The 24,528-nt window shown below is 38.9% G+C and carries 23 protein-coding genes; 18 read left to right on the forward strand and 5 right to left on the reverse strand.

The window, feature by feature from the left end; translation table 11 throughout:
- Positions 1 to 32 precede the first annotated feature (32 nt).
- From BN997_RS05825 to BN997_RS05840, 4 genes are all read left to right on the forward strand, one after another.
- A complete protein-coding gene (locus BN997_RS05825; RefSeq protein ID WP_042530485.1) occupies positions 33 to 389 on the forward strand; it encodes an EamA family transporter in 357 nt (118 codons plus the stop codon).
- A 4-nt stretch (positions 390 to 393) separates the two neighbouring features.
- Positions 394 to 1,524 (forward strand): dTDP-4-amino-4,6-dideoxygalactose transaminase, encoded by a 1,131-nt coding sequence (gene rffA / locus BN997_RS05830; protein ID WP_042530487.1) that lies wholly within the window; start codon positions 394 to 396, stop codon positions 1,522 to 1,524.
- The gene (locus BN997_RS05835) at positions 1,487 to 3,178 is read left to right on the forward strand and encodes a DUF6044 family protein (RefSeq protein ID WP_042530489.1); all 1,692 of its coding nucleotides are present in this window, start codon (positions 1,487 to 1,489) and stop codon (positions 3,176 to 3,178) included. The genes rffA and BN997_RS05835 overlap by 38 nt, the downstream gene beginning before the upstream one ends.
- Before the next feature lie 246 nt (positions 3,179 to 3,424).
- Positions 3,425 to 4,738 carry a PcsB-like coiled-coil domain-containing protein gene (locus BN997_RS05840; RefSeq protein ID WP_042530492.1) on the forward strand — a complete coding sequence of 438 codons (1,314 nt, stop codon included), beginning with the start codon at positions 3,425 to 3,427 and terminating at the stop codon, positions 4,736 to 4,738.
- Positions 4,739 to 4,919: 181 nt separating this feature from the next.
- On the opposite strand, the gene BN997_RS05845 is transcribed toward BN997_RS05840, so the two are convergent.
- Positions 4,920 to 6,020 carry a copper resistance D family protein gene (locus tag BN997_RS05845; RefSeq protein WP_042530494.1) on the reverse strand — a complete coding sequence of 367 codons (1,101 nt, stop codon included), beginning with the start codon at positions 6,018 to 6,020 and terminating at the stop codon, positions 4,920 to 4,922.
- A gap of 1 nt (position 6,021) precedes the next feature.
- Positions 6,022 to 6,603 carry a copper resistance CopC family protein gene (locus BN997_RS05850; RefSeq protein WP_042530496.1) on the reverse strand — a complete coding sequence of 194 codons (582 nt, stop codon included), beginning with the start codon at positions 6,601 to 6,603 and terminating at the stop codon, positions 6,022 to 6,024.
- 334 nt (positions 6,604 to 6,937) lie between these two features.
- Between BN997_RS05850 and BN997_RS05855 the strand changes: the two genes are divergently transcribed.
- The 4 genes from BN997_RS05855 to BN997_RS05870 all read left to right on the forward strand — a co-directional run bounded on the left by BN997_RS05855 (position 6,938) and on the right by BN997_RS05870 (position 10,161).
- Positions 6,938 to 7,993: a M42 family metallopeptidase gene (locus tag BN997_RS05855; RefSeq protein ID WP_042530499.1), complete on the forward strand. Its 1,056-nt coding sequence runs from the start codon at positions 6,938 to 6,940 to the stop codon at positions 7,991 to 7,993.
- Positions 7,994 to 8,231: 238 nt separating this feature from the next.
- Positions 8,232 to 8,609 carry a GntR family transcriptional regulator gene (locus tag BN997_RS05860; protein ID WP_042530501.1) on the forward strand — a complete coding sequence of 126 codons (378 nt, stop codon included), beginning with the start codon at positions 8,232 to 8,234 and terminating at the stop codon, positions 8,607 to 8,609.
- A complete protein-coding gene (locus tag BN997_RS05865; protein ID WP_042530504.1) occupies positions 8,599 to 9,456 on the forward strand; it encodes an ABC transporter ATP-binding protein in 858 nt (285 codons plus the stop codon). Before BN997_RS05860 ends, BN997_RS05865 begins: the two co-directional genes overlap by 11 nt.
- Positions 9,457 to 9,459: 3 nt before the next feature.
- Positions 9,460 to 10,161, forward strand: coding sequence for a hypothetical protein (locus BN997_RS05870; RefSeq protein WP_042530506.1), 702 nt, complete (start codon positions 9,460 to 9,462; stop codon positions 10,159 to 10,161).
- 537 nt (positions 10,162 to 10,698) lie between these two features.
- Here BN997_RS05870 and BN997_RS22860 read toward each other — a convergent pair.
- Positions 10,699 to 10,857: a YfhE family protein gene (locus BN997_RS22860; RefSeq protein WP_139089027.1), complete on the reverse strand. Its 159-nt coding sequence runs from the start codon at positions 10,855 to 10,857 to the stop codon at positions 10,699 to 10,701.
- Between the two features lie 214 nt (positions 10,858 to 11,071).
- On the opposite strand from BN997_RS22860, the gene BN997_RS05880 reads away from it, so the two are divergent.
- Complete coding sequence (locus BN997_RS05880; RefSeq protein ID WP_042530510.1) at positions 11,072 to 11,749, forward strand: YqeB family protein; 678 nt, start codon at positions 11,072 to 11,074, stop codon at positions 11,747 to 11,749.
- 6 nt (positions 11,750 to 11,755) lie between these two features.
- Positions 11,756 to 12,352 (forward strand): TetR/AcrR family transcriptional regulator, encoded by a 597-nt coding sequence (locus BN997_RS05885; protein ID WP_042530512.1) that lies wholly within the window; start codon positions 11,756 to 11,758, stop codon positions 12,350 to 12,352.
- Positions 12,353 to 12,451: 99 nt separating this feature from the next.
- Here the strand turns inward: BN997_RS05885 and trhA are convergent, their stop codons facing one another.
- Positions 12,452 to 13,096, reverse strand: coding sequence for a PAQR family membrane homeostasis protein TrhA (trhA, locus tag BN997_RS05890; RefSeq protein WP_042530514.1), 645 nt, complete (start codon positions 13,094 to 13,096; stop codon positions 12,452 to 12,454).
- A gap of 186 nt (positions 13,097 to 13,282) precedes the next feature.
- On the opposite strand from trhA, the gene BN997_RS05895 reads away from it, so the two are divergent.
- The 4 genes from BN997_RS05895 (at position 13,283) to BN997_RS05910 (ending at position 16,770) form a co-directional block, all read left to right on the forward strand.
- Positions 13,283 to 13,861, forward strand: a complete 579-nt coding sequence (locus BN997_RS05895) for a DUF1836 domain-containing protein (RefSeq protein WP_042530516.1) — start codon at positions 13,283 to 13,285, stop codon at positions 13,859 to 13,861.
- Positions 13,858 to 14,793 (forward strand): MsnO8 family LLM class oxidoreductase, encoded by a 936-nt coding sequence (locus BN997_RS05900; RefSeq protein ID WP_042530518.1) that lies wholly within the window; start codon positions 13,858 to 13,860, stop codon positions 14,791 to 14,793. The genes BN997_RS05895 and BN997_RS05900 overlap by 4 nt, the downstream gene beginning before the upstream one ends.
- Before the next feature lie 113 nt (positions 14,794 to 14,906).
- Positions 14,907 to 15,521 (forward strand): DedA family protein, encoded by a 615-nt coding sequence (locus BN997_RS05905; protein ID WP_042535833.1) that lies wholly within the window; start codon positions 14,907 to 14,909, stop codon positions 15,519 to 15,521.
- Between the two features lie 115 nt (positions 15,522 to 15,636).
- Entirely contained in the window at positions 15,637 to 16,770 is a 1,134-nt protein-coding gene (locus BN997_RS05910; RefSeq protein ID WP_042530520.1) for an Rpn family recombination-promoting nuclease/putative transposase, read from the forward strand.
- A gap of 85 nt (positions 16,771 to 16,855) precedes the next feature.
- Here the strand turns inward: BN997_RS05910 and BN997_RS05915 are convergent, their stop codons facing one another.
- Complete coding sequence (locus tag BN997_RS05915) at positions 16,856 to 17,866, reverse strand: aromatic acid exporter family protein (protein WP_042530522.1); 1,011 nt, start codon at positions 17,864 to 17,866, stop codon at positions 16,856 to 16,858.
- 413 nt (positions 17,867 to 18,279) lie between these two features.
- On the opposite strand from BN997_RS05915, the gene BN997_RS05920 reads away from it, so the two are divergent.
- From BN997_RS05920 to BN997_RS05935, 4 genes are all read left to right on the forward strand, one after another.
- The gene (locus tag BN997_RS05920) at positions 18,280 to 19,824 is read left to right on the forward strand and encodes a C40 family peptidase (protein WP_052484928.1); all 1,545 of its coding nucleotides are present in this window, start codon (positions 18,280 to 18,282) and stop codon (positions 19,822 to 19,824) included.
- Positions 19,825 to 20,145: 321 nt separating this feature from the next.
- Positions 20,146 to 21,651: a BCCT family transporter gene (locus BN997_RS05925; protein ID WP_042530524.1), complete on the forward strand. Its 1,506-nt coding sequence runs from the start codon at positions 20,146 to 20,148 to the stop codon at positions 21,649 to 21,651.
- 460 nt (positions 21,652 to 22,111) lie between these two features.
- On the forward strand, positions 22,112 to 23,419 hold the full coding sequence (locus BN997_RS05930; RefSeq protein ID WP_175297016.1) for a hemolysin family protein: 1,308 nt from the start codon (positions 22,112 to 22,114) through the stop codon (positions 23,417 to 23,419).
- Between the two features lie 183 nt (positions 23,420 to 23,602).
- Positions 23,603 to 24,409 carry a VLRF1 family aeRF1-type release factor gene (locus BN997_RS05935; protein WP_042530528.1) on the forward strand — a complete coding sequence of 269 codons (807 nt, stop codon included), beginning with the start codon at positions 23,603 to 23,605 and terminating at the stop codon, positions 24,407 to 24,409.
- Positions 24,410 to 24,528 lie beyond the last annotated feature (119 nt).

Below are 24,528 nucleotides of genomic sequence, written 5' to 3' on the forward strand. Positions count from 1 at the left end.
AGTATACAAAGGAATGTCAGGGGGAGAGAGGTTTGGGTTATTTTTATATTGCTGGAACCGTTTTGTTTACCGTTTATGGACAATTAATTATTAAGTGGACAATGGATCGGCAAGGGGAATTGCCGGATGGGCTCTTTGATAAATTTCTATTTTTATTTCAGCTTGTCTGGAACCCCTGGATACTCTCCGGTTTTATTGCTGCTTTCTTAGCGGCATTAAGCTGGATGGCTGCGATGACTAAATTTGATATCAGCTATGCCTATCCATTTATGAGTCTTTCTTTTATTCTTGTTTTTATATTCTCGGTTTTTTTATTTGGAGAACCAATCAGTACACAGAAAATCATCGGCTTTGCTTTTGTAGTAGCAGGTATTCTGATAATGAGGTGATACCATGATACCATTCAATGTACCATGTTATATAGGAAAAGAAAATACAGCAATCAAAGATGCCATCGCAGGAAAGAAATTATCAGGAAACGGCCCTTACGGGAAAAAGTGTGTGCAATGGATGGAAGAAAATATGGGCGTGAAAAAAGTCATGCTTACTCCATCCTGCACAGCGGCACTGGAAATGACTGCGCTGCTCACAGAGGTTGGAGAAGGAGATGAAGTCATTATGCCTTCATACACCTTTGTTTCGACAGCAAATGCATTTGCCCTCCGAGGCGCGAACATTGTCTTTGCAGATGTCGAACCAAGGACAATGAATGTCGACCCGGAACAAATTGCAGCGGCAATTACCGAAAAGACAAAAGTCATCGTGGTCGTTCATTACGCCGGCGTATCCTGTGATATGGACCGGATTATGGAGCTTGCAGAGAAACATAACCTATGGGTGGTCGAAGATGCTGCACAAGGATTAATGAGCTTTTATAAAGGAAAAGCATTGGGAACGATTGGCCACATGGGAACGATCAGCTTTCATGAAACCAAAAATTATGTTTGCGGGGAGGGAGGGGCATTATATATTAATGATCCTTCTCTCGTTGAGCGTGCGGAGATGATTCAAGAGAAAGGGACGGACCGTTCACAGTTTATCCGTGGAGAAGTGGATAAATATTCTTGGAGAGACATTGGTTCCTCGTATCTGCTCAGCGAGCTGAATGCAGCTTATCTGTCTGTACAGCTGGAGCATGCGAAGGAAATAAATGATAATCGTCTCGGAACCTGGCAAATGTATAAAGAAGGATTGGCTGATCTTGCAGATGCAGGAAAGATAGAGCTTCCTTATATTCCAGAAGGTAGAGCCTTCAATGGACACATATTCTTTATTAAAACAAGAAATATAGAAGTGCGGAGTCAATTGATCCGTTATTTAAAGCAGCTTGGTATTATGACAGCAACGCACTATGTCCCGCTGCATTCATCTGTCGCAGGAAAAGCATGCGGCGTCTTCTCTGGAGAAGACAGATATACAACGATAGAAAGTGAACGTTTGATACGATTACCACTTTACTATGGAATAAGTAAAGGGGATGTAGCATATGTCATTCAAAGCATTCAGCAATTTTATGCACAATAAATGGATATGGGTGGGCTGCCTTGTTTTGCTTGCCTACTTATCTCCTTATGTGATTTATGGAGAAGATGTACATATTAGAGTCCATGACAACATGGACTCTAATATTGTCTGGTATAAAGTACTTGCAGAGAGCGGGTCTATTTTCACGTTAACAGACGTGCCGCTGCCGTATGCGATTGACGGATTGCCGAGAAGTGCATTGCCGTCTGCTTTTGATGCGGCGCTTTGGCTCTATGTACTGTTTGAACCAATCACAGCCTATACCATCAGCCAGACTATTATGCGCTTTGCAGCGTTTTTTGGCATGTATTTATTATTAACGCGTTTTATTGTGAAAAAAGAGACAGCACCTTGGATAACGGTAGGCGTTTCGCTTGCTTTTGCGATGCTTCCTTACTGGCCTTCGGGAGTTCTTTCCATTGCAGGGATGCCGCTTGCTTTATATGTCTTTTTAATGATTCGCAAATACCGGACAGAGGCGCCGAAGCATACATGGATACTGCTATGCCTGATTCCGTTTTTTGCTAATTTTGTCCTCAGCTTTGTTTTCTTTTTAGCAGTTATTGGCTTGCTGTGGCTGATTGACTGGATTCGCAATAAAAAATGGAATGGTGCTTTTTTTGCTGCCATTGCCATCATGGCAGGTATCTTTGTGATGAAGGATTATTTATTGATTACCTCCATGTTTTTCGATGACAGCTTTACTTCTCACCGGGAGGAGCTGGAGTTAAGCGGAAATACCTTTGAACGAAGCTATGAATTAGCATGGGAGAATTTTTTATATGGGCACACCCATGACGAGGCCGTACAGGCTTATATTATTATTCCGGTTATTTTAATAGCTATCTTGCTTGCCTTATTTAAAAACAGGCAGCCAAAATGGCTCTTCATCCTGTTTTTGATTAATTTAGCCCTCTCCTTCTGGTACGCTTTCTGGTATTGGGAAGGCTGGCAGCCATTAAAAGAGAGCATTTCTGTTTTGAATACATTTAATTTTGCACGGATTCATTTTATGGATCCGCCAATCTGGTATATTGCCTTTGCACTAGCCTTACTTATTTTGTGGCAGCTGAAAAAAGTCGGGAAGGTTCTTGTTGCCGTCCTGATTATCTGGCAGAGTATACTGCTTTTCGGGCAGTCAGAAGAGTTTAAGTACCGGGAAGTAAACACACCGACCTTTAAAGAGTTTTATTCAGAGGACCTGTTTACATCGATTCAAGATTATATTGGAGAAGATCCGAGTGATTACCGCGTGGTCAGCATCGGATTACATCCGACCATCGCTCAATTTAATGGCTTCTACACGTTGGATACGTATAACAATAGCTTCCCGCTGGATTATAAGCACCGTTTTCGGGAAGTAATTGCCGGAGAGCTGGATAAGAGTCCGACATTAGAACACTATTTTGATACATGGGGCGGAAGGCTGTACATGTATGTAGCCGAGCATGGAAAGGATTATATGTATACTAGAAACAAAAATGAACCGATTCAGGACTTGGCTATTGATACAGACGCACTGAATGATCTGGGAGGAGATTACATCCTGTCTGCTGTCCCGATCGAAAATGCGGAAGATATCGGATTATCGTTGGAGGAAACATTTGAAGACCAGGATTCACCATGGGAAATTCATTTATATTCTGTATTGTAATTAGAATGTAATATTACACCCATAAGCATTCGTATGACAGGCTTTAAGGTGAAAACCAGCTTCCGGCGATACAAAACTGTAATATTTCTATAACCTTTCTGCAATCTGTAGATGTTACACTTCATTAGGAATTTATATAGTGTTAAATTTATCCTATGATTCACAAAGCTGCATAATAGCAAAAGGATCAATGTCCTTTTACAGAGAGAGCTATGTAGTAGTGATGCAGGAACAGGGGGAGTAGAATTGAAGAAATCATTTTTGCTAGCGATAGTAATGATAGTTGGTTTCATGAGTTCAAGTATTATACCAGTTCAAGCAGAAACTGCTGATGATCTTGAAGAAATTCGCGATCAGCGTTCAGATGTTAAAACAGAGTTATCTGATTCTGAACAACAGATTGCTTCCGTATTAGAAGAACTGGAGCAGTTAAAGAGTGAGATCGCAAGTACTGAAAATGAATTAGAAGCAAAGCAGCAGGAGATTGATGAAACAGATCAACAGATTGATGCTTTATTAGACGATATTGTTGTTTTAGAAGATGAAATGCAAGAGCTTGAACAAAAGATAGAGGAACGTTTTGAACTATTACAAGAGCGGATGGTATCTGTTCAGCAATCCGGCGGAGACATCAATTATCTGGAAGTTCTCTTCGGCGCACAGAGCTTTGAAGATTTTATTTCACGCGCAAATGCAGTGAATAAAATAGCAGATTCCGATGCGAAGTTAATTGAACAGCAGGAAACAGATATTGCTTCTTTAGAAGACAAGCAAAAAGAAGAAACTGAAAAAATGAATGCTTTGAATGACTTAAAAGAAGAGCAAAGCGCTGCAAAAGATAACGTAGAAGTTGCACTTGCTGACAGCAATGCACAAAAGGATGAACTGGAAACGAAGCAGGCAGACCTAGAAGCGCTTGTAGATGAACTGGAAATCACAGATTCCCAATTAGCCTCTTTAGAAGCGGATACGCAAGCAGAAATTGCTGCGGCGGAAGAAAAAGCAAAAGAAGAGGAAGCGGCTAAGCTCGCAGCCGCAGAAGAAAAAGCAGCTAAAGAAGCGGAAGCAGCAGAGGAAGAAGAAACTAAAGTCCATCAAGAAAAAGAGACAAGTGTAGCATCAAAAACAATCACAAATGACCCGGAAGAAGAAGAGGCTCCTGCAGAAAAAGAAGAGCCTGAAAAGAAAGAAGAATCGAAGGAAGAGACTTCTAAGCCGAAAGAAGATTCTGCAGAAAAAGAAGAGAGTTCAAGTAAGGAAGAAAGCTCAGGTAAAACATTTACCGTTTCATCAACAGCTTATACAGCTGATTGCACCGGATGTACCGGCATTACAACAACTGGATTTAATTTAAAGAACAATCCAGGTGCAAAAGTAATCGCTGTTGACCCTAGCGTTATTCCGCTTGGCAGTGTGGTAGAGGTGGAAGGCTATGGTGTAGCTGTAGCACGTGATACCGGCGGAGCAATCAATGGAAATAAAATTGATGTATTCGTATCGGATCAATCTCAAGCACTCAGCTGGGGAAGAAAAGATGTAAAAGTTACGATACTGAGATAATGTAAATATAACGCATGTGTTCTGAATACTATTTCGAACACATGCTTTTTTGTTAGGGATATATCAGCAGTCAGAGTACTTTTAATAAGAACCTGCATCTAGGTAAATTTTTATCATCAAAAAAAGTCGCAAAATGCACTTCTATCCATTTTGAGACTTTTTTCAGTTTAATAAAAGACAATCAGTTGATTACAATGCTTTGAATAAAAGCAAAGTATCCCATGACGACAAAGAGCAGCGAGGTCAGCCAAGAAAGCGCCGGGTGTTTTTTAGCTTTAAAAATATAGATACTGCCGGCAATACAAGCAAGTGCTAAGGCAATAAAGAAGAAAACAGAGCCGTCTAAAGCTAAGCTAATTGCTGCGCCATCCATGGTTCCATCATAAAACATATTTAAAATAGGAGCGTAACCGCTATGTTCGATAAGGCTTTCCATGTAAAGCGGCGGTGATTGCTCATTCATGATGCCTGTCAGCAGCAGGATAAATAAAATAATAAAGAACTCTACACGTATCCAAGGTCTTGCCTGAAGGCTTGCATCTGCCTGTAAACGCCGTTTCATCCAAATCCCGTTAAAGATAGCGTATATGACTAATGGAATGATAAATAATTGTTTTAAGAATAAACTTTGGCCGTAAGAAACGAGCAGGGCTTCATCATACTGTCTGAAATCCACGGTGAATTGGGCTAATAAAATACCGCTTAAGACAACAATGACAAAACAGATAAGTGCAAAGGGATGGTAGCTGGTGACAAAACGCTGCCAATCCATAGACTTTGGTACAAACCACGAGGCCATCAACAGCGTTCCAATCCACGCGCTGACTGCCAGCATGTGTACGCCATGTGTGAAGACGCCAAGAAATCCCTCGAAAGAACCTGCGTGGCTTGCCCAGCCGACTCCAAATGCCGCAAAGCCTGTGAACACCATTCCGACCCAAGCTGCCTGTTTACTGTCTGTATTTTTGATATAAGCAATGTAAACACTGAAAAGAATACAAATAATAAATAAGAATAGCCATGCATTTCCAATTCGAAAGGATAATAGAACATCTTCAAACGCGGAGCCTAAGGTAGAACGGCCTGCGATATGAGTTATTAACTGGATAAGAGGGACAAATGCAAATAAAGCAATCCCCCAGACTGCAGCAAGCTGCAGATTGGAAGATATGTTAACCCTGATATGAGAAGTGGCAGGAAGCAGTCGAATCAGAAAGCTTCCCGCTAAAAATGCAAGGCAAAGATATAAGAACGTTTCTGTAAAAATGGTTACAAAAAACATATTATTTCTTCCTTTTTAGTAGTACAATGGCGATGACAGCGACAATAGCAATAACCAGCACAGCAATTAGCAAGGTATTGGAATTCGTATCATCTGCAGCTTCTTCCTGCACGTTATTTTCTGCGGCTGCTTCATTTTCATCAGCCTGCTCTTCGGGTGTATCTGCTGTATTCTCTTCATCTTCCGCAGTATTGGTGTCTTCCTCTTCCTCAACGGCAGATTCCTCTATGTCCACTTCGAATGAAATAGAGTCTTCCATTGGATGACCATCTACACCGATAATATCCCAGCTGAGGGTATATGTTCCATTTTCTAAAGGCTCCGTGACATCAGCAGAAAATTCATCTTCATTGACAGTCAGATTATCAAGCGCGATTTCTGTGCCGTCCTCAGCATGAAGCTCCATCACAGCACTATCTTCAATCACTGTTTCAAAATATAGCGTAATATCGTCTAACGTATCTGTTACCGTTGAGTCTTCCTCTGGATCAGACGTATCAAGATGTGTATGTGCAAAGACAGGACTTGCACTAAATGCGAAAAGTAAGACAACAAAAGCGAACGCCCCTGTAAGTTTTTTCATCGTTTTTCCTCCTTCTATTTATTGAATTCAGTATAATTTCTCCAGATTTAAGGTTATAGCAGAATAAAGTGTAAGACAAGTATAGTCAAATCAAAAAAGTAACATTTCCTTGAACTATGAACAATTCATGACAATGCAATTTCCAGGCAAACATAAAAGGAAGGCTTTTCTATTTTGGTATAAATGTAATTTTGTGCGCACCTGAAGACTTGTGCGTAAGGCCGCTAAGAAAGTGAAATGAGCTGTTGAGATGCGCTTTATCGAACGCTGCGTTTTCTGATAAACTGTAATAGACAAGTTCATCTTCATTTCAAAACCTGGAGGAGGTAATATAATGAGTAGTTTTCCCAATGTAGAGGAAACAAAAACACTAATTAAAGATTTAGTGAAAATAGCAAGTCCAAGCGGCTATACTAAAGATGCCATTCAATTTATTGAAAACCGATTAGCGAAAAGTAACGTACAAACCAAACGCAACAATAAAGGCGGTCTGATTGCAACGCTGCCAGGGAAGGATACTTCAAAACATCGCTTCTTGACAGCGCATGTAGACACACTAGGAGCCATTGTTAAAGAAATCAAAGCAGACGGCCGCCTGAAAATACAAGTCATCGGCGGCTTCCCGCTAAATTTTGTGGAAGGGGAATATTGTACCATCCATACCGTGAGCGGAGAAAAATATACGGGAACGATTTTAATGCATCAAACCGCTGTTCATGTGTATCGAAAAGCAGGCGAACTGAAAAGAGATACGGAAAATATGGAAGTGCGTATTGACGAAGTGGTGAAGAATAAAGAAGACACCCGTAAATTGGGAATAGAAGTAGGCGATTTTATTTCCTTTGACCCGCGAGTAGAATTAACAGAATCCGGCTTTATTAAATCGCGTCATTTGGATGATAAAGCAAGTGCAGCAATCTTAATTAACGTGATTGAAAAGCTGGCAGCAGATCTGACAGAGCTGCCTTACACAACACATTTTCTCTTTTCCAATAATGAAGAAATCGGCTATGGCGGCAATTCGAATATCCCGCCGGAAACGGTAGAATACCTAGCGGTTGATATGGGGGCTATCGGAGACGGACAGAGAACCGATGAATATACAGTATCGATTTGTGTGAAGGATGCTTCCGGGCCGTACCATTACGGTCTGCGCAATCATCTTACAGAAATTGCTAAGGCGAACGGCATCGAATATCAATTAGATATTTATCCGTACTATCAATCCGATGCATCAGCAGCTATCCGAGCTGGATATGATGTCGTTCATGGCTTAATTGGACCGGGAATTGATGCATCGCATGCGTTCGAACGCACACACGAATTATCTCTTAAACATACGGAGAATTTGGTTTATCATTATGTGCAGTCGGAAATGGCAGAGGAATAATGGAATGAAGAATAAGACCGGGTACCTTACCTGGTCTTATTTTTTTGCGTGAAAAATAGACCTCTCTAACAAAACTGTACAATTCAAAATGAAAAATAAAAGTGTGTAAATCACCCTTTGTACACAAGGTTTCACTACGAATATAAGCAGATTATTTTTAAATAAACAAGTTGACTTTATACTGATTATGTTATAGGGTTAGTTACATAAGTAATTAACCAATTAAGGAATGAGGCTAATGAAAAAAGAATTAGATGAAAACAAACCGATTTTCCTGCAGATAAAAGAGCAAATTGAAGATTCCATTATCGATGGCTCATTGAATGGCGGAGAAAGGGCGCCTTCCACCAACGAATTTGCGAAATTTTATCAGATTAATCCGGCTACAGCAGGCAAGGGAATCAATGAGCTTGTCCTGGAAGGTATTTTAATCAAGAAACGGGGCGTTGGCATGTTTGTGACAGAGGAAGCGAAAAGCATTGTGATTGAAAAAAGAAAGCAGACATTTTATGAGAATTACCTGCTTCCAATGAAAAGGGAAGCGGAGAAGCTGGAAATGGATAGACAGGAACTAATTAATATGCTTAATCGAGAGGATGAGGCACATGGAAATTAAAGTGAATCAATTAAGTAAAACCTATGGTGACAATCATGCTTTGGATCAGGTTTCCTTTACTTTGGAAGGAAATAAAATCTATGGTCTGCTTGGCAGAAATGGAGCAGGAAAGACGACTTTCATGGATATTTTAAGTGGTCAAATGTTAGCATCTTCGGGAGATATCACCATTGATGGAGAGAACCCATTTGAAAATCAGCGGCTCACAGAATCCATCTGTCTGATCAAAGAAGCGAATAATTTCAGTCCAGAGTTAAAGATAAAGCAAGTATTGAAGATTTTTGCTTATTTTTACCCGAACTGGGACCAGGAAATGGCGGAAGAATTATTAGAGACGTTTAATTTGAAGCAATCTGCAAAAGTAAAGACGTTATCAAAAGGAATGGAGTCTGCGTTAGGAATTACAACCGGTCTGGCAAGCAGAGCACCTATCACTGTATTTGATGAGCCCTATATCGGTATGGATGCTCCTTCCCGTAAAATGTTTTATGACATCCTATTGGATGATTATCAGGAAAACCCCCGGACAATCATTTTTTCTACGCATTTGATTGATGAAGTCAGTTTAATGTTTGAAGAGGTTATTATTCTTAAAAAGGGTGCTGTCGTGCTCCAGGAAAGCTCGGAAGAATTGCGGGCAAAGACAGTCGCTGTTTCTGGACCAAAGGATAAAGTGGATGCTTATTTAGTGGATAAGGATATTATCCAGCGTACGGATTTAGCAGGCAGCTCCATGGCATATGCTTTCGGCAGCAGGAAAGAAGCAGAAGAAGCCGGTCTAGAAGTGGAAGGTGTTCCGGTGCAGGAGCTGATGATTCATTTAACAGAGAAGAAGAAAGGGGCTTAATCCATGAACAATCAAATAAAAGGCATGTTTTATTATTATACGGTTGATGTGGTTCGAACCGCTAAAATATTTTTTTCCATATTAACAGGTATCATCATTGCATCAGCTATTATTTGTTATTTATTATTGGGAGTCGATGAATTTAAAATGTATTTTGCCATCCCGTTTGCAACATACTTTAACGTTGGTATTGTCGGGTTTCAATTAGTGAAAGGCAATGTTCCGTTTGGATTAAAAATGGGAGCTACCCGTAAAAACATGTATGTCATGCAGCTGTATTTTATGTTTGCATACTCCTTGGCGATAGCTTTTATTGGAAGCACCCTGCAGCAGGTAACAGAATGGCTATTCCAGGCAGTTGGTGTGACAAACTATATTTATGTTCATCCGGCTATGTTTTTGACAGATAACTGGATTATGCGGATTGTCGTGGATGCCCTTGTCATGTTCCTAATTATGGCTGTATTGTATTACATTGCATTACTATTTTACCGGACGGGATTAGTCGGTGGAGGAACTGTGCTGGGAGTCCTGATGGTTGTTACCCTATATGGTGCTTTTGAAGGCTGGCTGGTTGATGCCGTTGTCAATCTGTTCTCTGATGTGACTATAATGACCTTTGTAAGCATGTTTTTCATCGGTATTGTTTTTTACTTGATAGGTTTTCCGTTTATGCGGAAAATCACTATTGTTAATAGACGTTAAGAAGCAGGAAGCTGTCTTTTGTTCAACGCAAAAGGCAGCTTTTTGGCAATTGTAAGAATGAATCGATAGGAAGAATGAAGAAAAGATCAATCTGATCGTGAATATTGTTTTTTTCAAAGAATAAGAAAGTATATAAAAAAAGCTGAATATAGCCGCTGCGGAAAAATACTACGCTTTCCATAGGCCCCGAGCTCATCTCCTTTAAAGAAGACTTGCTGATTGGCAAGCCGGCAGGAACAGACACAAGCATAGTCGCACTTATGCCCCGCAGGAAGCGGTTTTCTTCCGAGGAGACTGAAGCGTTGCCCGCGGAAAGCGACTTCCCGCAGCGGACATCGCTTTGGCGAGGACACCTGTGATTTAAAGACCAAGCGGTATTCTGGTTTTTCTTTATCATTCTCGCGAAAATATAGTGGTGCATGAAGGGGATGCAAGAATTCAGAGTTTAAGATAAAAATCAAGGAGCTGCAGCACAATCAGTTACTGATTGTGCTGCAGCTCCTTTTAAAAATTTTATATTGTCAAAAAGGTAACTAGTTATTGTTTTAATTTAGGGTTCTCGGATTTTGCCTCATTAACACGAGGTTTCCGATAGCCGCCAGCAATATCTGCCTGCTTAAATTCTTTAGAGTAATGGACCTCTTGAGCGTCAGCAATGTCTCTCTTTTTTGCTGGCTGATATTGTGTATTTCTCATGAATAATCATCCTTCCTGTTAATGTTTGTTCTATCATGTGTTTTCCCGGTTTAAGTGAATTAAAACATATCCATTTATGGCTGAAATCAATTTAACCTTTTATTCTATTTTAAAATACGGATTGCTTCCTCTTAACTAGTGAAATTTAATTATTTATGTTAGAATTTGATTAACCAATCAAAAAATAAACTATATCCAGAGGAGAATATAAAATATGCAAAATGAAACCGTACTTGGTTTATCAAAAATGGATAAAGCGATTATTATTATAGGAGGTCCGCTTCTTGGAGCAATTATTGGCTGGTTTATTCAAATTATTTCGAGCTGGCTGATTAAAATTCCATTTGTCCCGTTTGGTCCGTTTTTTGAATGGATTGTATCCTGGAATAGCTCCTGGGTATCGATTATCGGAGTAATTGTTGGTTTGATTGCAGGAATTCTCTTTGCGGTGTATGTCTTCAGTGAATCATTAAAAATGACGATTGCAGATCAAGAAGTTACAATGAAAAGGTATGATCAAGAAGTTACCTTGCAAAAAAATGATATTTCAGCAATTTATATGGATAGAAAGGATATTGTCGTTTTAGGCCAAAAAGGAGAGGAGCTGTATCGGTCGCAAACAGATGTAAAGCAGCCGAAAATAAAAGCAGCTTTTTTGGAACACTATTTTCCCTGGAAGTCTCAGGATCCTTATCAAGCGGATTACCAGCGCTGGATTCCGGAGCATCCTGATTTTCCTGCTTCTGTGAACAGTTTGCTTGCTGCGAGAGAAAAGGTGCTGAGGGAAGATAATGTAAAAGAAGCAGCGGTGCTGCGGAAGGATTTAGCGGCTAAGGGAGCTGTGATTCGTGATGAGGACAAGCGGCAGTATGTCCGAATGATAAGAGGGTGATATGAAGTGACGAAGGAAAAAACATTTATCTCTGAAGCGCGGAGAGAACAAATTTTAAAAGCGACGATTGATGTGTTGAATGATATTGGCTATGTCAAATTAAGTCTTGCTAAAATAGCAAAACAAGCGAAAATCAGCACGGGATTGATTTCCTATCATTTTGCCGATAAAGAAGAGCTGATCCAGCATACCTTAAATTACTTAATTGGTGCCCAGCTCGAATTTATTGAAGAACGGATGAAGGCAGAGACAGATATCTTTGAGCAGCTGCTGGCTTATATAACAGCAACGCTCACGTACCAAAATGAATATGTTGAAAATAATGTAGCACTGATTGAAATCATCTTTAATGCCCGGACGGAGGATAATATTCCTTACTATAAATTGAATGAAGAGGAAGAAGATCCGCTTTACCTGCGATTAGAAACCATTTTGTCAGAAGGACAGGAGAAACGTATCTTTTCAGCTGACTTTGACCCCAAAGCAACGGCTATACTGATAAATGGCGCTGCGAGTGAGAGTATGCTGCTGCAAAGTGAAAGCTTTGATATAAAGAATTATCAGCAGGAATTAATTAAAATGGTTACGAAAATAGTAAAGTAGAAGTTGTATTATAAAGTAAGAGTGCTTGAATAAATATATTCGAATAAACTCGAAAAAAACCTCGAATTCTCCAAGAATGAATTCGAGGTTTTAGCCTATTTAAATGACGTACAGATAAATACACAAGAAGTGTGAAATACTGCCAAGCAGGATAAAAATATGAAATATCTCATGGAAGCCGAAATAGCGGGAACGCAGAAACTCCGGCTTTAACCAGTAAATAAATGCCCCAATCGTATAAAATATTCCTCCCACAATTAAGCAGGTTATTCCGCCAGTCCCGATAATTGGAGCAAGCGGGCCTGTATAAAATATGGCAATCCATCCCATTAAAACATAGAGAAGGGTAGACAGCCATCTCGGGGAATGAAACCATATTAATTTAAATAGAACGCCAAGGACTGCCAATCCCGTAACTACCCAGAATAGTACCCAGCCAACCGTTCCCTCGAGAGCAATCAGACATAGTGGAATATACGTGCCGGCAATCAGTACATAAATCATGGAATGATCCATTCTTCTCAAAAAAGCAATTGTTTTTGGACCGGCAATCACAGAATGATAAACCGTTGAAGCAGTATATAATAGAATTAAACTAATACCAAAAGCTGCGACAGCACCGACGTCTAATGGCGTTCCGACCCGTGCTGCTTTGACAACAAGTAATATCAGTCCGACGATAGATAAAACAATCCCAATAAAATGAGTAAAAGCATTCATTGGTTCCCGAATAAATTTATTCAAAAAAACATCTCCAATCCGTTATGTAGTTTCAAATACTATGTAATAACTATATACCTATTTCATCAAGTAGTCAATGATTGAAATTTAACGAATTACGTCTATAATGAAAAGTAGATAGCTGAACGATAAATAATTAAATTTCTTGCTTTGCTTACTATCTTTATATTATGAGAGAGAGGTCATTTCGTGGATATACAAAAGCAATTAGAAGGACTTCATTTAGAGAACCAGTTGAAATCGGAAGAAATACCCGATTTAGATTTATATATGGATCAGGTTATTCAGCTTTTTGAAAGTAAATTTGCTTCTTCCAAGCGGTATGAAGAAGATAAAGTGTTAACGAAAACCATGATTAACAATTATGCGAAGGCTAAGTTATTCTTCCCTATCAATAATAAAAAATATTCGAAAGAGCATTTGCTGCTGATTAGTATGATTTATCAAATGAAAAGTGTGTTATCTATAAAGGATATCGGGAAAACATTTGAAGAGATGAATCAGAGAGTGCAGGATGATGATTTTGACCTGGCGAATTTTTATACCAATTACATTCAGTTAATGGATAGAAACGCAGCGAGTTTTGAAGAACATATGAAGAACCAGGAAGAAATATTTGAGACAGAATTGGACAAAGATATTGTAGATGATGAATATCTAAAACAAGTATTACTGATTACCAGTCTGACAGGGATGAGTAACTTTTACCGCAGGGCAGCGGAAAACCTGGTAGATCAATTAGAGCAGAAAGGGGAGCACGAAGAATGAAATTAAGTATCTTGGATCAATCTCCATTATTTGCAGATGCGGACGCAAAGCAGGCGCTGGAAGCAAGTATGGATCTGGCAGTCCTGGCCGACCAATTAGGCTATGAACGTTATTGGGTTGCGGAGCATCATGACATGCAAGGATTGGCGAGCCCTGCTCCGGATATATTGCTGGGGATTATCGGCAGCAGAACAGAAAGAATCCGAATCGGTTCAGGAGCAGTGCTATTGCCGAATTACCGGCCGTTTAATATTGCTGAGCGCTACCGGATGCTGGCTGCATTGTATCCGAACCGGGTAGATTTAGGAATCGGCCGGGCGCCGGGCGGTTCCGCAGAAGCTTCTATAGCCCTTGCTGGAAACTTTTTGGAAAAGGTGAAAGCAATGCCGGATTATATAGATGAATTGCTTCATTTCCTTCAGGATGACTTTTCGCCGGAGCATCTTTATTCACGTGTGACCGCTGCCCCCGTACCTCCTGTTCAGCCTGTGCCTTGGCTGTTGGGGACAAGCCAGCGGAGTGCTCAGCTGGCCGTAACTAAAAAACTGCCTTATGTTTTTGGTCACTTTATGGGCGCTGATAATGGACCGGAAATTATGGCCGGCTACCTGAGACACGCTGAGAGTCCCTCCGCTATCGTTGCGGTATCTGTTCTGTGCGCTGAAACAGAAAAGGAAGCTTTGGAATTAGCAGAAGAAGCAAAGCGCAAAAGAGAAGAGCAGGATCCATCTCCGCAGGCAGATCAGGAGGAGCAAGCCCAATTTGCCGATAAACAAATTATTGGAGATAAAGCCCTCGTACAAGAAAAACTCACGAAACTGCAGGAAGCATATCAATGTGATGAAATAATGGTGCTCACGATGGCGCCAACGTATAAAGCAAGAGAATATTCTTACCGTCAGCTGGCAGAAATAATGAACCAGACCAAATAAAGCTGCCATCCCTTAAATTCTTAACACTTGTTTTCAAAATGAAATAAAAATCATAGGCTGCAGCATGATAGAATATACCTTAATAAAGAGGACAAGCGTAAATGGAGGATATTATGGGACAATGGGTTACAGCCATGATGGAGCAATTTGGGTATTTTGGAATTTTTCTGATGATGACGTTAGAGAATTTATTCCCGCCGATACCATCTGAAATCATCCTGCCTTTTGGAGGATTCATGACAATAGGCAGTACATTAACCTATACCGGTGTATTAACAGCAGCCACATTAGGAGCGCTGATTGGCGCCATGCTTTTATATTGTATTGGGATGATACTCGATGTGGAGCGGCTGGAGAAAATTGTTGACCGGTGCGGGCATCTATTGCGTTTGAAAAAAACAGATATTTATAAGGCAGATGAATGGTTCGGAAAGTATGGCTATTGGACTGTATTTTTTTGCCGGATGGTGCCGCTGCTGCGGAGCTTAATCTCTATTCCAGCAGGGATGGCAAGAATGAACTTCTGGATGTTTATGCTATTAACAGCAGCAGGTTCTATTATTTGGAACAGTATCCTCATCGGTATTGGAACCATTTTGGGAGAGAATTGGCATCGTGTAGCAGCTTTTATGGATATCTATTCTAATGTTGTCTATACCTTTATCATTGCAGGAATATTCATTTTCATTGCCTGGTATATCAGGAAAAGAAAGAAAGAAAAACTGTAGGGATGTTCCTGCAGTTTTTTTAAGTTTTTTGTTGACAAAAGAACATATGTTTGGTTAACTGTATTTAGAACCTCTTCTTGGTAAGTCCTCTACTAAAACATAAGGATGTGTTTCCATGATTTATCCTCGCAACGCAACACTATTATTCCCTCAGATATGCGAAAATGGCGAAGTATACAAAAATGCTATTCCTAAAAATGGTCCAAATCGACTGATGGACTTAAAAATTGATTATGCCTTTAAAATGCTGTTTGGTGATGAGCGCAATAAGAAGATTATAATAGCCTTTTTAAATGCTTTTTTTACCAATTCCGACAGAGCACAAATCCAGAATCTTGAATTTCAAAATAAGAATGCAGCTGACGAAGGCGAAAACACTTCTTTATCATTGTTTGTTGAGACAGAAGATAAAGAAGCGGTTTTTGTAGAAATACTTTTCCCGGATCAAGATACCCCGGAAAATCAATCTTTATATTTTTGGTCAAAAATGTATCGCCGGCAATTTGAAGCAGATTCAGATTTGGACAGCCAGCATTCCGTGGTAACCATAAGCATCATGAATTTTGAAATATTCCATAAAAGTGATGAATTCCATAGCGTATTCAGATTGTCAGATAAAGATAAAAATATCCCGCTGACCAATCTGCAGGAAAATCAATTTGTTGAGATACCTAAGCTGATCCGCAGCTGGAAACAAGGAAAGTTAAATCTGGAGAAAGATACTTTAGCGAGATGGTTATTGCTTTTAGCTGCGGTGGATGCAGGTAATAATTATTTTCATCTGGATATCTATAAAGAACTGGAGAAACTGGCAATGGTTGATCAAGATTTAAATATCGCTATGAAATACTGGGGAGATATCAGCAATACGGAAAAAAATCAATTGACCTATCAGGACAGGTATCGACATATGATAGAACAGCACTTTTTAAAAGAGATAGAAAAATCAGAAGAAAAAAGACAGGAAGCAGAAGAAAGAGCAGCAGTTGCAGAGCTGAATTATAATCAAATGAAAAATCAATATAAACAGCAAAAAATTAAACTGATAGAGGAGAGAGAGAAAAGAATAAAAGCAGAAGAAAATGCAGTGCTTGCTAATCGGGAAGCGGCGAAGGTGGTTATCCGTTATGGAAAAGTCGTTGCACGTAACTTATTTGAACAAGGGATGGATAATTTATTTGTAAAAAATATAACTGGAATGTCAGATAAGGAAACAGCGATGATAAAAGAAGAATTAGACAGAGAGTAGAAACATTATTATGCTCTTTATCTTTGGGTAAAGTATTAGAAAAAGAAACAAAGTTATCTGAAAAATTTTGTTTCTTTTTCATAAATTATTCATCCAATGAGAAATAATCTTCTATAATTTCCACAATAGAAATCAACTCATAGATAGCAACTAATTCTATCGGCAATTTTTCTGTACTGCTCATTTGATTGGATTTTAACATTTCTTGAAATAGCTGATTGAGCTGTCCGCGTTTAGCAATCCATTCTTCTTTCTCAAAGTCGATTTTGCCAGCCAGCACATTTGCAAAATAACATACTGTTTCAAAAGCGTGTTTTTGTTTCAGTGCATCCCATTCAAATTTCATTGTAGGCTGCTCTGCTATATTAGTAACATGATATTGAATCATTCGCAGATAATGAATCTGCTGTCTTAATTGTGTTAATTCATCCTCGCGTTTTTCTAAAATATGATGGAATTTCAAATCCTTCTTTTGGTAGAGTGAAAGCAACTCTACTCTTTCAAGTTCTTTGTATACACTGCCGACTTTTTCATTTACACCAAAATCTAGAGGTGTTTTTGTGAAAATCAATTCATAATAACATCGCTTCATATGATTACTTAATTGCTTGCGGATAGGTACAATCTGTTTATCAATCGAACGATGGTAATTTGGCGGAAAAACAAACATATTTACCAGTGTGGAGACAGACAATCCAATTGTTGTTGTTGCCAGTCGAATAAGAAAGCTAAGAAAATAACTGTCGTCCACTAATTCAATCATTGCAATTGCTGTTAAGGTTGCAACCAGTAACCCTGCATGAAGGTTTAAGCGAAAGCAAGTGAAAATAGTAAGTATTGCAGCTAACATATAAGTAAACGGTGAATTACCGAATATAGCCAGAAATATAACGGCATAGGCAGCGCCAATCGCCGAGGCAGGAAAACGGACAAGTCCTTTCTTAATAGAATCTGTCACAGTTGGTTCAATTGTAACGATAGCTGTAATAACGGCAAATGTCGGCGGGAAATTGAACCATTTACAAATAAGCGCTGTGAAAAATACAGCAATCCCCGTTTTAATCACTCTATTTCCAATGATAGTTTGAACCTTCACGTCAATCCCTACTTTTCCTCATGTTAAATAATTTGTAACAAATAAATTTAATAAGATATTTTCATTTATTATATTGTATTGTATCATTTATTGCGTAAATTAAATGACGAAAAAAATTAGATTAGGTATATTTATTGGGGAGCACCAGACAAATCTACTAAAATGAAAAACATTGTCAGACGGGTGTTATTGCGTATTCTATGACGATTTTGAAAGAGTTTTGTCGTTATTGAAACATAAATGTAATATTTCTATAATATGCATGACATTTTCTTATGTTAAGCTTTACAAAGTTACAAATTAGAAGAAGAATATAAAAAATATTAATATAAAAAACTAATCGCAAATGTTCGGGAACTCAAATACATAGATAATATATTTGCGGTGCAAAATTTGAAAGCGGGGAATAGAAGTTGAAAAAGACAGTAATGACATTGACTGCGGCTTCCGTAGTAGGTTTGAGCAGTGTATTTTTTGCAGGGCCGGTAAAAGCAGAATCAGTAGAAGACCTGGAAAACAGACAGACTGAAGTACAGGATGATCGTGATTCTGTTCAATCTAATCTATCAGATGCTGAAAATGAAGTAGCAGATGTTTTAGTAGATTTACAAGATTTACAGAAAGAAATTGATGATTTAAATTCTGCTCTACAAAAAAATGAACAGAAATTAGATGAAACAGAAGAAGATATTTCAACTACGGAAGATGAAGTCAGTGAGTTGGAAGCTGCAATCGAAGAATTAGAAGAAGCAATCGAAAAACGTACGGATATTTTAAAAGAACGTGCAGTTGCTTTACAACAAAATGGCGGAGATATCAGCTATATTGAAGTATTGTTCGGAGCACAGGATTTCAGCGATTTTGTAAGCCGTGTTTCTGCAGTAAATAAAATTACAGATTCAGATTTAGCTTTACTTGAACAGCAGGAAGCTGATAAACAGGAAGTAGCAGATAAACAGGAAACAGTTGAAACAAAATTGGATGAATTAACACAATTGAAAACAGATTTAACAGGAATTAATAATACAATTACAGAGCAAAAAGATGCTGCTGAGGATAAAGAAGCTTCATTAAAAGATAAAGAAGCAGATTTAACAGCACTTATTGAAGATTTAGAAATTGAAGATTCCCGCTTGGCTGCTATTGAGCAGGATGTAGCAGATCGTTTGGAAGTAGCAACTGCTCCAGCACCAGAAACATTGGTAGCAAGTGTCAGCGTAGGCTCTAGCGATGAAAGCAGCAATGAAGAAGCAGAAGCAGAGGTTGAAGAAGAAACTGAATCTGCAAATGAAGCTGAAGAAGAAGCAAGTGAACCAGAACAGCAAGAAACTTCTTCCAATGAAGACCAAGAAGAAACTTCTTCAAATAGCGAAAGCAATAATAACAGCAGCAATAACAACAATAGCAGCAGTAATAATAGCAGCAATAACAATTCTGAAAGCAGTAGTAGTACTGCGAGCTCAAATGAATCAAGCTCTAATACAAGCTCTAATAGCGGGTCCAACAGTAGTTCCAGTAATTCTGATCAAAATAAATCAGAACCTAAAGAAGAAAAAGCAGAAGAGCCTGCACCATCAACCGGTTCTGGAATCAGTGGAGTGCTTAGTGCTGCACAGAGCCAAACACACCAAAACACGTATGTTTGGGGAGGAAAAAGCCCTAGCACTGGTTTTGACTGCTCCGGATTTGTATCTTGGGCATTCGCTCAAGCTGGATATTCCATCCCGTCTTACACAGGTGCATTAGTTAATACAGGTACATCTGTATCTGCAAGTAATATGCAGCCTGGAGACTTAGTATTCTTCAATACGAATGGAACAAATGGCCATGTTGGTATTTATCTTGGCGGAAATAAATTTATCGGTTCACAAAGCAGTACAGGAGTTGCTGTTGCTGATATGTCACCAGGAAGCTACTGGGGCGGAGAATTTAGCGGAACAGTACGCCGCGTACAATAAATATTTAATCCCAAGGGTCCTTGCATGAAGATAAGCTTCATGTGAGGGCTTTTTTATATAATAAATTAAAAACTAATGACAAGTGGCTCTTTTATGTATCCATTCCCTGTATGAATGGAAATAAACTCCCTTAAATCTATTTATTTATTTCAAGCGGTTATTGAATTTTATCTGAATGAATGCGGTAATAATCTTCCTTCATAAGAGACTATTTCAATAACCAATCTAACCACTTCATTTAAATCGTTTACTATCTCGGCTAATGGGTATAGAATTATATATCCCATTTTCGCAGTAAATAAACATAGAAAGGATGGAGGTATGAAAAAAAGAAATAAACGTTTTTTAAATCCTGTATTTTTTATTTCTGCATCAGTAATTTTAGCATTCGTTATAATTGGTGCGTTTAATTCTACAGGCTTTCAAAGTGTAGCAACTCTATTATTTGATTTGACGACACAGAATTTTGGATGGCTCTATTTAATATCCGTTTTTGTGTTTGTCCTCTTTCTAATTGGCTTATCGATTAGTAAATACGGTAAAATAAAATTAGGTCCAAAAAATTCGAAACCAGAATTCGGTTTCTTTCCTTGGATTGGAATGCTATTTTCCACAGGCTTCGGCTCTGGACTGGTATTCTGGGGCGTAGCAGAGCCAATGAGTCACTTTTTTAATACACCATTTCCAGGCTTGGAACCGCAAACAGAAGAAGCTGCGAGGGTGGCTATGGGATATGCTTTCTTTAACTGGGGCATTAGCCAATGGTCTGTTTTTGCGTTAGTCGGACTGGTTATTGCATACTTACAATTTCGCAAAGGAAAAGACGGGTTAATTTCAACAGCAGTAAAGCCCGTTGTCGGAAATAACCCTATTACGGCCACTTCTATCAACTCGCTTGCTGTAATTGCTACTGTTATGGGAGTAGCGACTTCTCTAGGATTAGGAATTATGCAAATGAGCGGCGGTCTGTCATCTGTTTTTGGGCTGCCAGACGGGGTATGGATGCAAATTGCAATTGCATTAGCTATGCTTCTTGTTTATTTAGGTTCATCTGTCAGTGGTTTAAACCGCGGAATGAAATGGTTAAGCAGCATTAACTTATCCTTTTGTTTAATTCTGCTTGTCTTTGTTTTTCTGATGGGGCCGACTGTATTTATTTTAGAAACCTTTGTGCTGGGTCTGGGAGATTATTTAACTAATTTTGTCGAATACAGTTTACGTTTAACTCCGTATACTGGAGACAACTGGGTAATGGATTGGACTATTTTCTATTGGGCTTGGGCGATTTCATGGTCACCATTTGTAGGGGCATTTGTCGCCCGTGTATCAAGAGGGCGTACTATCCGTCAGTATATTTTTGGTGTGCTTGTCACCTCTCCTGCTATTGCCTGCATTTGGATTGCTGTCTTTGGTGGAACCAGCTTATATAGCGATTTGATGAATGGAACGATGATTGCTGAAGCTGTTGATCATGATTTAGCTGTCGCCTTATTTGAAACATTTGGTACCTTGCCGTTAAGTACCATCACTTCTTTGATGGCGATTATTTTGATTTTTACATTCCTCGTCACTTCAGCAGATTCTGCAACGTATATTTTAGGAAGCATGACATCAAAAGGAAGTTTGAATCCGGCTTTGATTACAAAATTTATCTGGGGAGGACTTATAACAGCTATTGCAGTCGTCCTTTTAGTTGCTGGAGGGTTAGAAGCGCTGCAGACAGCATCTCTCACATCAGCGCTTCCTTTTGTCATAATTATTATCATGCTGATGATTTCCTTTATTAAAATATTGCAGAGAGAAGAGAACGACAAGCTAAAAAAATAATCTGTGAAATAAAATAAACCGGCTGTTTTTTGATAACAGCCGGTTTATTTTATTGTATTAATATTTATCTGCAGCACTTTCATAGTCAAGTAGACACAGTGTGCCCCTTTCCATTATAATAAAGAATAAGAGAAAGGGTGATTCGATGGGAAGGTAATATGGAACTTTATATATGTTTATCATGCAGGACTATCCATTGCGCCTAATCATTTGGATTATCTGCGTGCAGAAAAGATAATAAGAGGATGTTCAAAAAGTTTTTATCCAATGGAATTGCGGAAGGAGTAAATTAATTTTCAGTGAGACGAATAAGTGCAATCGCCGTCCTGTATTAAGAAGCTTCTTGATTTTCAAACACAATTGGATACTTTTGAACATGAACTTATAATAATTTTTAAAATTTCAGGAGGTGAAATCCTTGTGTAATGTTACACAAGGATCTTAATTGGACATATCGACCATGATTAATTTATTTGCGGTTGCTATTTTAATCGCATTAACTGCTTTTTTTGTTATGTCAGAATTTGCTATAGTAAAAATTCGAAGTACTCAGCTGGAGCCTCATATTGCAGCGGGAAGAGGTTCAGCTGCTTCAGCTAAGAAAGTCATTACCCATCTTGATGAGTATTTATCTGCCTGTCAATTGGGGATTACAATTACAGCACTTGGAATTGGGCGCTTAGCCGAACCGACATTTGAGAGAATGTTACATCCCCTTTTGGAGGAATTTAATCTTGGAGCAGGTCTTGTTACAACCCTTTCCATTTTTATTTCCTTCCTGATTGCAACGTTCTTGCACGTGGTTGTCGGGGAGCTTGCGCCGAAAACATTAGCAATTCAAAAAGCAGAACAGGTCACATTGGCTGTAGCCAGACCGCTGACCTGGTTCTATCGCCTGTTGTTTCCGTTTATCTGGTTATTAAATGGATCCGCACGATTATTAACCAAAGCAGTTGGCTTACAGCCAATGAGCGGGCATGAGGAAACACATACAGAAGAGGAGCTGCGTTTAATTCTGGCTGACAGCTATAAAAGTGGTGAAATCAATCAATCTGAAATGATGTATGTAAACAATATATTTGAATTTGATGAACGGGTAGCCAGAGAAATTATGACACCGAGAACAGAAATGATTTATTTCTCGACAGAAGCCAGTTTTGAAGAAAACTTAGAAACGATTCATCAAGGCCAGTTTACCCGGTACCCGGTTGCTGATCAGGATAAGGACAATATTATCGGTCTGGTAAATTTAAAAGAAGTGTTTACTGGAAAGCTGAGCAAGGATGAACCTGCGACGATTGAAGATTATATTCGGCCAATTATTCATGTATCCGAAGCTACCCCAATTCGTCATCTCCTTTTAAAAATGCAAAAGGAGCGCATCCATATGGCGATTGTCAATGATGAATATGGCGGTACGGCCGGGTTAGTAACGGTTGAGGATATACTGGAAGAAATCGTTGGCGATATCCGGGATGAATTTGACGAAGACGAAGTACCTGATTTTGAAACGATTGATGATACTACTTATTTAGTAGCAGGCCGTGTCAGCTTGGATGATATCAATCAAAAGCTGGGTATTACTTTGGAAGATGATGAAGTGGACACTATCGGCGGCTGGTTCTTCACCCATAACCTTGAAGCGGATGTAGGAACGGTGATGGAGGTTGAAGGGTATGAATTTACTCTGATTGAAAAAGACGGGTATCAGATTAAAAGAGTGAGAATCACTAAAACCTTATCAGAAGAAGAAATGGAACAAGATTAGAACGTAAATAAAAAAAAGTTGAAACAATAAAGTTTGATGGTGAAGAAGGAAAGAGTGATGAAGCTCTTTCCTTTTTTATAGCTTAAAATAACTCTATCATATCCTTTATTCAGATATTAAAGTTTAAACTCCTTTTATTTTGGTTACACACTAAATAGATACTGATTTTCGAGGAGGCTTATCATGAAGGATATTCAAGATATTGTGAAAGAGTTAGAGAATGTGAGAGGAACAGGAGCAAATAAGATATTTACCATGTACCTAAATACAGATTTAAGCGACCCGGATCAGCAAAGTGGGGAGTGGAAGATTCATCTGAAAAATGGTTTGAATAATTTTGAGCATTATTTAAAAGAAGCAGATGATCAGGAAGAACTCAAAAATTTTAGGCAAATAAAACAGCGTGTGAAAGATTTTATGGGAGAAATAGAAAGAGATCTCATGCGCGGAGTTATCATTATTGCTTCAGCTGACGGCGAGGTCTGGTTTGCTGAGCGTGTACAAATGCATCTGCAAAATGAATTTGAGTGGCAGGAGACACCTGTATTAGATCAATTAAAGACACTGTCTGAAAAGTATCCGAAAACAGGAATTATTCTAGTGCAGCAAAATCAGGTCAAACTGATGGACACCAATCTAAATCAGGTAAAGGATACAGCAGAATATGAACTGGATGTGGAGGAGGATACATGGAAGATGAAACAAGGCCCTCGTCATGGCAGAGCGAAGCAGGGACTTGGAGCAAGCAGTGTACAAAAAGATCTATTCAATGACCGCTATGAAGCGAACCAATATCGCTGGTATAAAAGTATTGCGCCTAAACTGGATAAGCAGGCAAAAGACAGAGAATGGAAACGTATTTTCATTGTCGGCGAGGCACCTGCTTCCAAAACACTGGAAACAGAAATGAATAAAGAGGTAGAAGAGGTCATCTTAAAGAATATGCTGGATCACGAGGAGAGTAAGGTTTTAGATACTGTACTCGATTAAATAGATAATGATGCAAAATCTCTTAAACTATCTTCTCTATAAATAAAAAAACGAACTTAAATCTCTATCCATTCCATAAATGAAAAGGAGATTTAAGTTCGTTTTTTCTATGAGGATAG

It is taken from the genome of Oceanobacillus oncorhynchi, from assembly GCF_000821065.1.
In the GTDB taxonomy this organism is placed as follows: domain Bacteria; phylum Bacillota; class Bacilli; order Bacillales; family Amphibacillaceae; genus Oceanobacillus; species Oceanobacillus oncorhynchi.